Annotated in this window: 14 protein-coding genes; 6 read left to right on the top strand and 8 right to left on the bottom strand. The window is 64.0% G+C overall.

Going from position 1 to position 12870, the window contains the following annotated elements; genetic code table 11:
* Positions 1-91 precede the first annotated feature (91 nt).
* Positions 92-1459 (top strand): TrpB-like pyridoxal phosphate-dependent enzyme, encoded by a 1368-nt coding sequence (locus KDJ86_RS01550; RefSeq protein WP_291741992.1) that lies wholly within the window; start codon positions 92-94, stop codon positions 1457-1459.
* A gap of 78 nt (positions 1460-1537) precedes the next feature.
* On the opposite strand, the gene KDJ86_RS01545 is transcribed toward KDJ86_RS01550, so the two are convergent.
* Positions 1538-2152: a calcium-binding protein gene (locus KDJ86_RS01545; RefSeq protein WP_291741990.1), complete on the bottom strand. Its 615-nt coding sequence runs from the start codon at positions 2150-2152 to the stop codon at positions 1538-1540.
* A gap of 260 nt (positions 2153-2412) precedes the next feature.
* Between KDJ86_RS01545 and KDJ86_RS01540 the strand changes: the two genes are divergently transcribed.
* A complete protein-coding gene (locus KDJ86_RS01540; RefSeq protein ID WP_291741989.1) occupies positions 2413-4179 on the top strand; it encodes a mechanosensitive ion channel family protein in 1767 nt (588 codons plus the stop codon).
* A 76-nt stretch (positions 4180-4255) separates the two neighbouring features.
* On the opposite strand, the gene KDJ86_RS01535 is transcribed toward KDJ86_RS01540, so the two are convergent.
* The 3 genes from KDJ86_RS01535 to KDJ86_RS01525 all read right to left on the bottom strand — a co-directional run bounded on the left by KDJ86_RS01535 (position 4256) and on the right by KDJ86_RS01525 (position 5913).
* Entirely contained in the window at positions 4256-4744 is a 489-nt protein-coding gene (locus KDJ86_RS01535) for a DUF992 domain-containing protein (protein ID WP_291741986.1), read from the bottom strand.
* A 162-nt stretch (positions 4745-4906) separates the two neighbouring features.
* Entirely contained in the window at positions 4907-5119 is a 213-nt protein-coding gene (locus KDJ86_RS01530; protein WP_291741983.1) for a hypothetical protein, read from the bottom strand.
* Complete coding sequence (locus tag KDJ86_RS01525) at positions 5119-5913, bottom strand: DUF2092 domain-containing protein (protein WP_291741980.1); 795 nt, start codon at positions 5911-5913, stop codon at positions 5119-5121. The genes KDJ86_RS01530 and KDJ86_RS01525 overlap by 1 nt, the downstream gene beginning before the upstream one ends.
* A gap of 513 nt (positions 5914-6426) precedes the next feature.
* On the opposite strand from KDJ86_RS01525, the gene KDJ86_RS01520 reads away from it, so the two are divergent.
* Both KDJ86_RS01520 and KDJ86_RS01515 read left to right on the top strand, forming a co-directional pair.
* On the top strand, positions 6427-7272 hold the full coding sequence (locus KDJ86_RS01520; RefSeq protein ID WP_291741979.1) for a transporter family protein: 846 nt from the start codon (positions 6427-6429) through the stop codon (positions 7270-7272).
* 96 nt (positions 7273-7368) lie between these two features.
* The gene (locus KDJ86_RS01515; protein ID WP_291741976.1) at positions 7369-8241 is read left to right on the top strand and encodes a hypothetical protein; all 873 of its coding nucleotides are present in this window, start codon (positions 7369-7371) and stop codon (positions 8239-8241) included.
* 111 nt (positions 8242-8352) lie between these two features.
* Here KDJ86_RS01515 and KDJ86_RS01510 read toward each other — a convergent pair whose 3' ends face one another.
* The 3 genes from KDJ86_RS01510 to KDJ86_RS01500 all read right to left on the bottom strand — a co-directional run bounded on the left by KDJ86_RS01510 (position 8353) and on the right by KDJ86_RS01500 (position 11310).
* Entirely contained in the window at positions 8353-8961 is a 609-nt protein-coding gene (locus tag KDJ86_RS01510; protein ID WP_291741973.1) for a DUF1236 domain-containing protein, read from the bottom strand.
* Positions 8962-9003: 42 nt separating this feature from the next.
* A complete protein-coding gene (locus tag KDJ86_RS01505) occupies positions 9004-9369 on the bottom strand; it encodes a hypothetical protein (protein ID WP_291741970.1) in 366 nt (121 codons plus the stop codon).
* A gap of 123 nt (positions 9370-9492) precedes the next feature.
* Positions 9493-11310, bottom strand: coding sequence for a tetratricopeptide repeat protein (locus tag KDJ86_RS01500; protein WP_291741968.1), 1818 nt, complete (start codon positions 11308-11310; stop codon positions 9493-9495).
* Positions 11311-11522: 212 nt separating this feature from the next.
* Here KDJ86_RS01500 and KDJ86_RS01495 point away from each other — a divergent pair, with 212 nt between their 5' ends.
* Entirely contained in the window at positions 11523-11759 is a 237-nt protein-coding gene (locus KDJ86_RS01495) for a hypothetical protein (RefSeq protein ID WP_291741966.1), read from the top strand.
* Positions 11760-11870: 111 nt separating this feature from the next.
* On the opposite strand, the gene KDJ86_RS01490 is transcribed toward KDJ86_RS01495, so the two are convergent.
* Positions 11871-12323, bottom strand: coding sequence for a hypothetical protein (locus KDJ86_RS01490; RefSeq protein ID WP_291741964.1), 453 nt, complete (start codon positions 12321-12323; stop codon positions 11871-11873).
* 226 nt (positions 12324-12549) lie between these two features.
* Here KDJ86_RS01490 and KDJ86_RS01485 point away from each other — a divergent pair, with 226 nt between their 5' ends.
* The gene (locus KDJ86_RS01485; protein WP_291741961.1) at positions 12550-12816 is read left to right on the top strand and encodes a hypothetical protein; all 267 of its coding nucleotides are present in this window, start codon (positions 12550-12552) and stop codon (positions 12814-12816) included.
* The last annotated feature ends 54 nt before the right edge of the window (positions 12817-12870 follow it).

The following is a 12870-nucleotide window of genomic DNA, read 5'->3' as shown; positions in this document are numbered from 1 at the left end:
CGGCTCTGCGTCGCTCGACAGGGCGCTTCGGCGGGCGCTACAGTCCTCGAATAGCAACGATCGGACGCCCGGGAAGCCGGGGGAGGGACCCATGAGCGATACTGTCAAATTTCTTCTCGACGAAAGCCGTATTCCGAAGACCTGGTACAACATCGCGGCCGATCTGCCCGAGCCGCTGGCGCCGCCGCTCCATCCCGGCACCAAGCAGCCGATCGGGCCGGACGACCTCGCGCCGCTTTTTCCGATGGAGCTGATCGGCCAGGAAGTCTCCGCCGAGCGGGATATCGAGATTCCCGAGCCGGTGCGCGAAGTCTATCGCCAGTGGCGTCCGTCGCCGCTCTTCCGTGCCCGGCGGCTCGAGACGGCGCTGAATACGCCGGCGAAGATCTACTACAAGTACGAAGGCGTCTCGCCGGCCGGCAGCCACAAGCCGAATACCGCAGTGGCGCAGGCCTTCTACAACAAGGAAGCCGGCGTCAAGCGCCTGTCGACCGAGACCGGCGCCGGGCAATGGGGTTCGTCGCTGGCCTTTGCCGGCGCGCTCTTCGACCTCGAGGTCGAGGTCTTCATGGTGCGTGTCTCCTATGACCAGAAGCCCTATCGCAGGGCGCTGATGGAGACCTACGGCGCGCGCTGCATTCCCTCGCCCTCGGGCGAGACCAATGCCGGTCGTGTCGCGCTCGAAGCAAAGCCGGACCACCTGGGGTCGCTCGGCCTCGCTATCTCGGAGGCGGTGGAGGTCGCCGCGCAGCGTGACGACACCAAATACGCCCTCGGCTCGGTATTGAACCACGTGCTGCTGCACCAGACCGTTGTCGGGCAGGAGGCGATCGCCCAGCTCGAGATGGCCGACGACTATCCCGACGTCATCGTCGGCTGCACCGGCGGCGGCTCGAACTTCGCCGGCATCGTCTTCCCGTTCCTCGGCGCCCAACTCCGCGGTGGACAAAAGGTACGGATCGTGGCGGTCGAGCCGGCCGCCTGTCCGAGCCTGACCCGCGGCAAATACGCCTATGATTTCGGCGATACCGGGCACCTGACGCCGCTGGTCAAGATGCATACCCTCGGCTCGACCTTCATCCCGCCGGGCTTCCATGCCGGTGGTCTGCGCTACCACGGCATGGCGCCGCTGGTCAGCCATATCAAGGAGCTCGGGCTGATCGAGGCGAAAGCCTACCATCAGACGAAGTGCTTCGAAGCCGGCGTCCAGTTCGCCCGCACCGAGGGCATCCTGCCGGCGCCGGAGGCGAACCACGCGGTCCGGGGCGCGATCGACGAGGCAATCCGCTGCCGCGAGGAGGGCAAGTCCGAGACCATCCTCTTCAATCTCTGCGGCCACGGTCATTTCGACATGCAGGCCTACATGGACTATTTCGGCGGCAAGCTGCAGGACCTCGACTATGACGAGGCCGACCTTGCCATGGCGCTCGCCGGACTGCCGACCGAAGCGGCGGCCTGACGCCAAGCGCGACAGACGGGATGGGCAAGGCAGCCGGACGGTTCCGGCCGTCTCGCCCGTCTCGCCGGCCGTCGGCTATCAGATCACGAAGAAGTCGGAATGCGTCAGGTCGAGGTGGGAGTCGAGGATCGCGAACTTCTTGGCGCCCTTCGGGCCGTCGCCGTCGGGATCGTATTTCACGACGCCGTTCTTGTCGTTGTAGATGATCCGGTCGGATGAATCCTCCGCCTTGTTGCCGACGACGAACTTGTTCTTCTTGAGGGTCTTGTCGGTCGGGCCGATCTTGGTGAAGATCGATTTGGCGAGGTCGATCTCATCGCGGCCGGTGCTGAAATCGTAGATCGTATCGACGTTGTTCTTGTTGTTGAGCTTGGTGTCGAAGGTGAAGGTGTCGCGTCCTCGTCCGCCATAGAGGTCGTCGTTGCCGAAATCGCCGAATATCTTGTCGTTGCCGGCTCCGCCTTCGATATAGTCGTCATCGCCGAGCCCGCGAATTCGGTCGCCGCCGGAGCCGCCGTAGAGTTCGTCCTCGTAGCCATAGCCGAACAGCTTGTCGCTGCCGTTGCCGCCATAGATGTAATAAGACTTGTTGTCGTGCTGCGGTGACAGGTAGTCGGCGCCGTCGAGGCCGTACTGGATCTGCTCGCTGCCGTAATTGGTGTCGTTGAAGTTGCTGCCTACGAAGGTTGCCATTACGGACTCCGTTCTGCCGGCCGGCTGGTCGGCCGCGTGTCGGTTGCCCCCGACGCGTGGACAAATGGTGGTCAATGGTGTCGAAAAGGGGGCAGCGACCCCGATGCCGCTGGCTCGTCCGGGTGGGAAAAAGGCGCGAACGTGGAGACTCCCGGACAATACGGAGCCCGGAACCGAGCGCACACTATGATCACACTTGCCACATTGTGATCGTCCGGTAGTGACGTGTCGTCACCGCGATGTCGGCCGGAGTTCCTTCAATGCCCAGAATTTCTTTCCACATCCTCCTTCTTGTCTTTGCCTTCGCGGGAACCGCCGGCGCGCAGCCGGTCAACCCGCTCGCCCCGCTGGACACGTCAAGCCCCAGCGCGACCTTCCAGTCGTTCCTGAGCCAGGCGGGGGTGATCGAAAGCCACTACGCCGACTATCTCGCCGACAAGGATTGGGCGGGCGAGCGCAGGCTCCTTCGCGACATCGCCCGCCTGCGGGGCCTGATGGACCTGCGTGCGATACCGTCGGCGACGCGCGACAAGGTCGGCGGCGCGGCCTTCGGCTACCTGATGGATATCCTGAACCGGATCCCGGAGGTTCCGGCGGCTGCGATTCCGGGCGCTGCCGGCCGCGACTGGGGCGACCTGCCCAAGAAATGGGAGGTTCCGGGAACCGAGATTCAGATCGACAAGGTGGAGGATGGTCCGCAGGCCGGGCAATACCTGTTCACCGGCGAGAGCATAGAACGCCTTCCCGAGTTTCATGCCTTGATCATCGGCCAGCAGCCATTGAGGCCGGTGCGCTACGAGGACTGGCGAAACGAGCAGATCCGACTGACAGGTCCGTTGTTTCCCGACACGTTGACCCGCGGGCTGCCCCGCTCGATCCAGGTCGACGTGCTTGGCACGCCGCTGTGGAAGGTGTTCTCCACCCTGGTGATCGCGGCGCTCGTCGCCGTCGCGACCTGGCAATGGGCGTGGCTGACGCGGCGCCTCCGCAAGCACATGTCCAGGCCGGTCTCGCTTGCCTGGCACCTGACGACGCCGATCCTGCTGTTCGGCCTGGCCCTTCTGGCCGACTGGTTTGTCGACTACGAGCTGAATCTCTCGGGCGCCTTCGCCGCCGGGGAGGACATCGCCGTCGCGGCATTGCTTTACCTCGCCGGTGCCTGGGCCGCCTGGGTCACGTGCTTCTTCGTCGTCGAAGCGATCATCGCTTCGCCACGAATTCCCGACAACAGCTATGACGCCCATCTCCTTCGGCTCACGGCACGGGTCTGCGGCATCCTTGCCGCCGGCGCGATCGTCATCTACGGGGCAAACGACATCGGGATACCGGCGCTGGGACTGGTCGCCGGCCTCGGCGTTGGCGGCTTCGCCTTCGCGCTGGCTTCGCAGTCGACCGTGGAGAATCTGTTCGGTGGTGTCTCGATCTTCGCCGATCGGCCGTTCCGAGTCGGAGACTTCATCCACTACGGCGATGGCGGCGGCACGGTCGAGGCGGTCGGCCCGCGCTCAAGCCGCATCCGATCGCTGGACGGCACTCTCACCACCGTGCCGAACGGAGACCTCGCCAAGCTGCACATCTCGAACTATTCGGCGCGGACGAAATGCCACTTCCAGCACGTCCTCGGCCTCAGATACGAGACATCGCCGCGGCAGCTCGAATGGCTCGCGGAGGAAATCCACCGGCTTCTCGCCGAACATCCGATGGTGGAGGAGGCGAGGGGGCTGCCGCGGGTGGTGGTGGTCGGCTTCGGCGCGTCCTCGATCGACATGGAGGTCCGCTGCTATGTAATGACCGGCGACTATGGCGCCTTCCTCGATATTCAGCAGTCGCTGATGCTGGCGATCATGAAGGCGATCGAGACGGCCGGAACCGGCTTCGCCTTCCCGAGCCAGACCGCCTATCTCACCCGCGACGAGGGAATCGACACGGACGCCAGGGCGCGCGTGGAGCGGGAGATCGAGGAACGCCGCGCCGGGATCGCCGCCGCGGCGGAAGAGGCTGCCGGAAGCATGCCACAAACCGGCTAGGGAAACGAAAACGTCCGGCCGCGTTCGTCAGGGGCCGGACGCAAGATGGTCCTCCACCGGCAGGTCGATCGCCGCGTCAGCGGGACTCGAGCCGCAGGACCGAAACGCCGACTGCGAGGTTGAGGCCGGCCTGGCCCGAAACACTGAGCGGCTGCAGGGCGAACGACTTTTGGGAACCGCCAACCAGGACGTTGGCGCCGAGGCCGAGAGCCAATGTCTCCTCGGCCGTCAGTCCGGCATAGGTACCTGCAAGAGCACCGGGCGTGTACTTGGTTCCCTCGACAGCCATCACCGCCCAGACGATTACCGAAGCAGCGGTGATGCCGACGTCGAGGCCGAACTTGCGGATAAAGCCATGATAGTTCTCGCTGTCGGTCGCGTCGGGAACGAAGGAGCACTGGATGCGCTCACCCGAGGTGATGAGAAGCCCGACCTGGACGCCGGCCGCGCAGGTCAGGACGCCGATCTTGATGTGCGCCGCCTCGGCCGGCCTGGAGGAATAGAAGGAAAACATCAGCATCAGCGCGGCGAGGCCGGCCAGAGTACGTCCAAGTTTGCTTTTCATCGATGCAGGCTCCGTTGCTCAGGGGATTCATTCAATGCGATCACGAAGGGCACCGCGCCTTCCTGTGGCGGCCGGTCGGCAGGTCAGGCGCGGATTGGGGATCGATTCCCGAATACGGTCAAGTGCGTCCCGGCAGGGCCGGGACGCGATGGGCGGCCAGGATCAGCAGTAATAGACGCCGACGGCGCAGCGCCTGACGGTGCGCCGTCCCACGCCGGCGACGCTGACCGGCGTCAGCGGACGCCCGATGATGGCTTCCGCCGTCGAGACCGGACTGTAGACGCCGGGAACCGACAGGCGCGCGCCGAGTTCGAGGCCACCGATCGCAACGGCGATGGCGATCGCGCCGACCGCCAGCTTCTTCGTCAAGGTCATCATTTCTCTCCCGGAGTATACTGTTCTGGAAGCTCGTCCAGGTCAGGCAGATTGGCTACATCGACTTCGCGGGCATCGGTGGTGTTCTTGAACGTGAAGTCGGTCGCACCCGCGGCGTCGCCGGCCTTCCAGTCCGTGATGTCGACCGTGTATTGCGGCGATGTCGTGAGTTCCTTGCTGGCGATCCGGAAGCGGCAGGGATAAGGCTCGTCACCGGTCGCGATCCAGATCTGCCAGTCGACCGTCGGCGCACGGAATGCGAAGTGGTTGCACTCGACGCCATTGATCACCCCGCTGCCGAGGTCCTTTATGTCGGTGACGTCGGCCATCAGCGTGTCATAGACGTCGGACGTCAGCAGATCGGCGCCGGGGATCGGCCGACGATAGGTATCACGCAAGGTGTCGATCAGGTCGTCGATCGAACCCGGGGCGCTGGCCTGCGCATAGACATTCGCCGACTTGCCGAACAAAGTAACCGTCGTACCGTCGAAGATGAACTCGACGTCGGCGAAGCCTCCCGTCCGTGTCGCATGGACCTTGTCGGGCCGGCTGATCGCCATGGTGCCGGAGCTGGCGAAGGCGAGCTTCTGGTCCTCGGTGGTGACGACCTCGAGGTCGCTGTTGAAATTGAACGAAAACGCCTCGGTCGAGGCCATGTAGTCCGACATTGCCTTGAGCAGGTTCTTGGCGTCGGTCTCGTCGGCGCCTGCGACGCCGGCGGACGAGATCCCCACTGCCGCGGCCAGCAGGCTGGCCGAGACCCCGCGTGCGAGCTTTCCCCGTACGCTCCGCATCGTTGATACCTCTTGCGTTTCAGCAAACATCGTTGACATGGCGGTGCCCGTCCCGGTGCGCTATCCGACCGGTGTTTCCGTGTTTGCCCGGTTGCGTGACTTGACGATTGTAAGCCTACACCTGTCCGTCGTCAGCGGGTAGTAGCTTCGGGGTAGCCTCCATGCAGAACCACAATTTTCGCGGAATTGAAGGTGGTGGCCAGGTCGTGCCCGCGGCGACGGCCGACAGGGTCCGCCGGCACCCGGGTAGCGACGCGTAGGTTACCTTCGCCGGCCGCCATGTCACGGGTATGAACCTTCCGGGAGACACCGAATCGGGGCCTCGATGCGCGCCTTGGGCGGTGAGGAGAGAATGAAGGCGCATTGATGCCGTCCGCCGGATCCGATGCCGCGTTGCAATTTTGCACCTGCGACGAGCCAAATTGGCCGGGGTCCGGTCGAATGGCGATTGTCCGGTTGGTGGGTGGAGGTGTGCGGCGTAATATTTTGGCAAACGAGACGGGCGAGGCGGCGATGCATAGGTATGTTTTCTTGTCGACGATCCTGGCGGCCGGCATGGCGCTGGGAGTCGGGATTTCCGGAGCGTCGGCCCAGGACAGCAACGCCGAACTCGCCCAGCAGCTGGCAAATCCCGTCGCCGCGCTGATCAGCGTTCCGTTCAAGACGGACTACAATCAGGGATACGGACCAAAGGACAACGGCTACCAGGTCGTCACCACCGTCCAGCCGGTGATTCCGATCTCGCTCGGCGAGAACTGGAACGTCATTTCGCGGACGATCGTCCCGTATGTCTGGGACCAGTATAACGTCAATCCGGTGGCGCCTTCCGGTCACCAGAGCGGTTTCGCCGACAGCACCCAGTCCTTCTTCTTCTCGCCGAAGCAGCCGCTGTCGCTCGGCGAGACCGGCAATCTCGTCTGGGGTGTCGGACCAATCTTCGGATTTCCGACCGGCAATGCCGACCCGTTGCTGGGTACCGGCAAATACACGGCCGGGCCGACCGCCGTCGCGTTGCTGATCAACGGTGGATGGACCACCGGCGCGTTGGTCAGTCACTCATGGGACATTGGCGGCGACGATCGGCGCGGCCCCGTGAACTCGACCTTCATCCAGCCGTTCCTCGTCTACACGACACCGACTGCCTGGACCTACACGCTGAATTCCGAATCGACCTACAACTGGGAAACCGACCAATGGTCGGTGCCGATCAATTTCATGGTCTCCAAGGTGACATCGATCGGCAGTCAGAAGGTCAGCCTGCAGGCCGGTGTCCGCTATTGGGCCGAAAGCCCGAAAGGCGGCCCTGACGGTTGGGGATTTCGCGGTCAGTTGACGTTTCTTTTCCCGACGGGTGGCTAGCGGCGGGGGACGCCGCGCCGGGTGACACGGGGTGATCAGGGGGTAATGACGATGAATACGGGCAAGAGCGTTTTTCTGCGGGGAATGCGGTCCTGCATGGCGCTTGCGGTGGGTGCCGGCATTGCCGGCAGCGCGGCGGTTTCCATTGCCGCGGCGCAGGAGCGGGACGTCGATTTCAGCGTCGCGGATGAGATGCCCAATGGCTGGGAAGTCAGCATCACCCCCTACGGATGGATGGCCGGCATCAGCGGCGACCTCGGCGTGGCGGGCCGGACTCTCCAGATCAACGCCAACTTCTACGACCTGCTCACCAAAAGCGACTACTTGATTCCGGTGATGGGCTACACGGAGCTGCGCAAGGATCGCTTCGCGATCTTCGCGGACGGCTTCTACACCCAGATGAAATTCAGCAAGTCCAACATGATCACGAAGAATCCCTTCGCCAAGGCCAACCTGACCCTGAAGAGCAAGGCGGCGGTAACCCAGACTCTGGCCTTTGCCGAAGGGGGGGCGAGCTACGAAGTCGCGCGCTGGCAGGGACCGATGGGAGATACCGGGCTCGAGGTGCTGGGCGGCGCCCGCTACTGGTACAGCTCGATCGACACGTCGCTCAAGATCAACGGCACCGTCAAGTTCGGCAATCTCGGCCTGAAGAAGAAGGGCAAATACGCGGTCGCGAAGTCCGGTGATATCGACTGGGTCGATCCGGTGATCGGTGCCCGGATAAGCCAGGAATTCGCCAACATGCAGAAGTTCGAACTGCTCGGCGATATCGGCGGCTTCGGTGTCGGCAGCGAATTCTCCTGGCAGGTATACGCCGGCTACACCAAGGGCTATCAGGTCGGCCAGGCAATCCTCGCCTGGACCTTGGGCTACCGCGCGCTGGCGGCCAACTACGAGGCGAAATCGGGTAATTCGCTGGACTTCGTGCTGCACGGTCCGATCGCCGGATTCACCGTCCGCTGGTGAGAGGCCTCGGGCCATTGCGGGCCACCGATTTCGTTCGCAAGCCATAAACGGAAAAAGGGCCGCCCTGCGGGGCGGCCCTTTGCAACTCGGTGGGGGAAATGCCCCCCAACCTCAGGCGCGGTGGATATAGACCACCGAACGGGCGTTGACGTCGACGAGTACCGTGAGACCGTTGACGATCGCGTAGCCGTAGGCGGAGCCAGGCACCTCGTAGAGCTGGACCTCGGCCGGCAGCACGGCACCAACGACGATTTCACCCTGAACGGCGACCGCGGGAACCGGCGTCGCCGAAATATACTGGACGACTGCCGGCTCCGGCACGATCGCGGCGACATTGCCGCCGGCGCCGACGACCACACCGACAGTCGCCGGCGCCACCACTTCCTCGACCCCTTCGGCCGCGACCACCGGAATCCCGGTCGCGGCACCGGCGCTGTCGACCTGCTGGATCTGGCCGCCTTCATCGACGACGAGATACTCGGCCGACGCCCAGCCCGAAAGGCCGGCCACCTGGACGGCACACCACGAATAATCAGCAAGGCAGCCGGTGATGTTGGAGCGTACGTTATATTCCATCACGCCGACGACCGGGTATTGCGTGCCAGGGCCGGTGCGCAGGTTCAGGTGCGCGGTCGAATAGCCGCTTACCGCGAATGCCGGGCCCGCAACCAGAAGGGTTGCAAGGGCGGTCCCGGCGGCGAGTTTCAGGGAATGCCTCATGGGATTTTTCTACTCCTCGGTCGAATTGTCTTGGTCGGTGGATCAGCTAACGAAGGCACGCCCGGCAGTAACCTCCCGGGCAACGCCGGCATAGGAGACAGGCGTTAACGGCATACCGATGATATCAATAAATACCGACGGATCGGCCCCCTTTTTCGGCATTTCACCATCAATGATATCGACCTTATAGGTCAGCGCACGACCGTCAAGAACGGGATCGCGGCGGACCACGACCGCTTGCCTCAGGTCGTCGTCATCGGGTGTGATCGTGTCCGCATCCTTGTCGAAGGTCATTGGATCGGCGGTCTGGACAAACCGGAAGCCGGCTGTCCTCTCCGACTTGGCGGCCTGCGCCGGCAGGAGGCCGGCGGAAAGCGTGAATGGGCCTGCAACGTGCGGAAATCGCATCGGGAACCCTCCACAAAGGCGGCAACGGCCGGGCCGAAACCTGTCGCGACCCACGACCCGGCGTGGCGTTGGTCATCCGGATACAGGAGGGCGAACGCCACCGCCTGTAGCTTCGCGTAGGCTCTATGTTCCGGAATCTGAGGCCGCCGCGGCGGCCTTGCCGTCGGTCGATCCTGCCGGCGGTGGGGGGATCTCGACGCCCGCCTTGCGAAGTCCTTCCGCGATGTGAAGCTGCTCGTCCGGCGGGATGTTGCGAATGGTCAGCTCGGACCACAGGTTGGGGACGAAATTCGGTGCCATCTTCCGGAACTGCGCGGCCATAGCCCGGGCCTTCTCATCCAGACCGTTTTGCGCATAGACGATCGCCGCCACGCCATAGTAGATCGGCAGCCCGGTCATATCGACCTTGTCGATCTCCTCCAGCGCCTTTTTATAGTCGTGCTGCATATAGGCGATGGTGGCCAGCACGCCCCGGTAGAAGCTGGAATGGCCGGGGTTCTTGTCGAGTGCGCGCTCGATGAGGGCGCGGCCTTCCTCGGTCCGGCCCGAGAGGCCGACAAGGAGGCCGAGCGTTCCGAGCAGTTCGGTATCATTCGGGTTGAGGTTGATTGCCTCTCGTGCGGCCTCGAGGGCCTCGGAGGGCATGTGGGCGTAGGAATAGGCCATGGCCAGCGACTGGAGGCCCCGGACGTTCTCCGGATCGAGGCGCACCGCCTTCTTCGCCGCGTCCAGCGCGCGTTGCTGTGCCTCGGGCCGGCGATTGAACCCGGCGCGGACCTCGTCGACATAGACGAGACCGAGCAGCGCCCATGCCGTCGCATAGGACGGGAAGCTGGCTACAGCCTGCTCCAGGCATTCACGCACGGCCTTGTGCCGGCCGGCATCCTGCGCGGCGCGATAGGCGTAGTAGCGCAAGGTGCACAGATAGGCCGCGAGATCATTGGGCGGCGCGGCGCCGTCGCGCGCGCGCTCGGCCCTGAAGACGATGCCGTAGGGCTGGGCGATCGCGGTCGCGACCTCCTGCGCGGTCTTCTCCTGGATCGAAAACAGGTCGGTGGCGGTCAGCGGGTTCTCGTAGGTCCGCGCCCAAAGGACCGCCCGGGTCTCGGAATTGAGGAGACGGCTGCTGACGCGAACCTTGTCCGTGTCGGCCCGGACGCTGCCTTCCAGCACGTAGTCGACATCGAGCCGGTCGCGAAGAGTGGAGATGTCGGCATCCCTGTCGACCGCGCGCGACGTCTGGACGCCGAAGACGGTAATTTCCTTGAACCGGGCGAGCTCGGATACGATTTCGTCGGTAAGTCCCGCGGAATAGATCGCGGAAACGTCGCCGTTGCCGAGGTCCGTGAAGGGGAGCACCAGAAGGCTTGGACCCTTGGGCCCGGAATCGGGCAGGCCGGGGTCGAACAGTCCGACAGCGTATGAGCCCAGGCCGATTGCGAGAACGGCGACTGCGGCGGCGGCGCCGGCAGCCATCCAGCGGTTCATTGGCCACCAAGGCGCGGTGGGCCGGCCGTCGGCCGGGGAGGCGGGATCGGAGTCGGGTGTCCTGGTGGCCGCGGGGTTGCGACCGAAGACCGGCACGTAGCCGCCCTTGGGAATCTCGATCACCACCGGATCGTCCTTGCCGGACAGCAGATAGTAGTGCTCCAGCGCGCGTCGCAGCCGTCCAGCCTCGATCCGCACGACCGGATCATTCTGGGCGTCGAAGGTTTCGTCGCGGCCGAAGACCTCGATCGCTACGGAAAACGCCTTGATACGGTCGGCGCGACCATTGAGCGCCTCTTCGACGACATACCGAAGGAAATTGCGGGCTCGATCGGATGCGGTGAAGTCCGGGCTGTCGACAATGCGTTCAACCGCGGCGCGTATGTCGGCCGAGGACATCACCGTATCACCGCTTCGTTCCGCATCGCCGGAATGGGGCGCCGCACTCGTCACGCTTCCTCTCCGCAACCGCAGGGAAGGGCATCGTGCTCCCCCTGGAAAGTCCCTACCACTTCAGCGATGGGTCGTCACGGTGTTCGCATGCCGGCCGAAGATGGCAACGGCCGGGCGTCGGGCGTGTTTGCTACGGTACGCTACGTCGCGCCGGGCGTGGCAGAGGTCCACACTCCATGATGCGAGCGGTGTCATGGCTGTGTGAGGTGGACATGGATAGGGGGCTGCTTGCCGCGGTCCGTCGGTTTCCTCTGAAGGGACAGGAGATCATGCGCCTTGCGCTTTCGGACATGTCCTTTCGATCGCTCTGCGAAGACCTCGCCGATGCCGAGCATGCACGCGATACCTGGGCTGCCTCCTCGTCCTCGGTGCGAGCGGCAAGGCTTGGCGAATATCAAACCCTGGTGAACGAGCTCGCCGATGAGATCGAGATGCTGCTGGCAAGCTGAACCGGCGGGCCGGACGCCGGCGATGCCGCCTCGTCAAGCAACTGAACGTCCAGGTCAAGGGAACGGGTGCCGGTCGACCCTGGGCCGGCCGGCTTCCCGGCTATCAGGACGCTAGTCCTTGTCGACCTTTTTCCATTCGTCGCGGACCTGGGTCAGGAGGTCGATCCAGATATCGAGACCGCCAGGGCCGGCCATGTCGCCAAATTGTTCCGCCGGCACCTTGCGGATGACCACGGTCACCTCCTCCTCCGGCGCGAAGTAGGGATTGCCGTTGAAGGTGGCATCGACCGCATCGGCGGGAATCGTGAATGTCACATGCCGCTTGTGCCAGACGAAGGTCGGCGTCGTGCCGCGGATCATCCACGCATCCGGTGGCAGGTCCGCCTGGATGTCGAGGGTGACCGATCTGTCGGGATTGCGAACGATCGTGCCGGTTGCCCTCGCGCCGGCGATGTCGCCGCCCGAGAGACTGGTTCCCTCGACCTTGTAATATCCCAGCGCCGAACCGGCCGGCCCGCTGAAGGTGACCGAGAAGACCCCGTCGAATTCACCCTTTTCCACCATCTGCCCGTCTCCGAATCCCCACCGGCAGAGATTAGCGCCTCGGCTGTCGATGTGAAATGAAACGCCGGACGACGCGGCGTTGGGCTTCTTGCCTTGTCAGGGAAATCGATCATCCGGCACGCTGACCTTGCGACCGGCGGCACGTCTGCGCTCCGCCCGGTCTCTTGCGTGCGAGATGGGATGTAGCGATTGAATCAGGAGCGGGGAGGCGGCCGGACTGGAAAAGGTGACACTCGCCGAATACCGGCAGCATGTCGACTTGCACATTCTCCCGTTCATCGGTCACGTCAGGCTCTCGCAATTGAGCGTACCGGCTGTCGCGCTTCAGGATCAATTGCGCGAGGAAGGCCGATCCGCCGCAATGGTCAAGCCGGGCGTAACCAGCACAAATATGATGATTGGCGAAACAGGGGACCTGATGCTTGACGCCCGTGAAATCGCATGCGCGACATGGCATCCATCTCTGAACGCCGGCTGCCCGCTAAGTCTTTGAAAAAATTTGGCTGGGGCACTAGGATTCGAACCTAGACTGGCGGAGTCAGAGTCC

The sequence above is a fragment of the Bauldia sp. genome (genome assembly GCF_020442045.1).
Taxonomy (GTDB): Bacteria; Pseudomonadota; Alphaproteobacteria; order Rhizobiales; family Kaistiaceae; genus Bauldia.
Note: the sequence above shows the minus strand (reverse complement) of the source record. Positions and strands in the feature narration are given on the sequence as shown.

What these genes read in the sequence shown, in the direction of transcription:
- KDJ86_RS01490 (WP_291741964.1), bottom strand. Translation starts at nt 12,323, where the DNA reads ATGGTGGAAAAGGGTGAATTCGACGGGGTCTTCTCGGTCACCTTCAGC.
- KDJ86_RS01510 (WP_291741973.1), bottom strand. Translation starts at nt 8,961, where the DNA reads ATGAGGCATTCCCTGAAACTCGCCGCCGGGACCGCCCTTGCAACCCTT.
- KDJ86_RS01550 (WP_291741992.1), top strand. Translation starts at nt 92, where the DNA reads ATGAGCGATACTGTCAAATTTCTTCTCGACGAAAGCCGTATTCCGAAG.
- KDJ86_RS01535 (WP_291741986.1), bottom strand. Translation starts at nt 4,744, where the DNA reads ATGAAAAGCAAACTTGGACGTACTCTGGCCGGCCTCGCCGCGCTGATG.
- KDJ86_RS01540 (WP_291741989.1), top strand. Translation starts at nt 2,413, where the DNA reads ATGCCCAGAATTTCTTTCCACATCCTCCTTCTTGTCTTTGCCTTCGCG.
- KDJ86_RS01545 (WP_291741990.1), bottom strand. Translation starts at nt 2,152, where the DNA reads ATGGCAACCTTCGTAGGCAGCAACTTCAACGACACCAATTACGGCAGC.
- KDJ86_RS01520 (WP_291741979.1), top strand. Translation starts at nt 6,427, where the DNA reads ATGCATAGGTATGTTTTCTTGTCGACGATCCTGGCGGCCGGCATGGCG.
- KDJ86_RS01525 (WP_291741980.1), bottom strand. Translation starts at nt 5,913, where the DNA reads ATGCGGAGCGTACGGGGAAAGCTCGCACGCGGGGTCTCGGCCAGCCTG.
- KDJ86_RS01530 (WP_291741983.1), bottom strand. Translation starts at nt 5,119, where the DNA reads ATGACCTTGACGAAGAAGCTGGCGGTCGGCGCGATCGCCATCGCCGTT.
- KDJ86_RS01495 (WP_291741966.1), top strand. Translation starts at nt 11,523, where the DNA reads ATGGATAGGGGGCTGCTTGCCGCGGTCCGTCGGTTTCCTCTGAAGGGA.
- KDJ86_RS01505 (WP_291741970.1), bottom strand. Translation starts at nt 9,369, where the DNA reads ATGCGATTTCCGCACGTTGCAGGCCCATTCACGCTTTCCGCCGGCCTC.
- KDJ86_RS01515 (WP_291741976.1), top strand. Translation starts at nt 7,369, where the DNA reads ATGGCGCTTGCGGTGGGTGCCGGCATTGCCGGCAGCGCGGCGGTTTCC.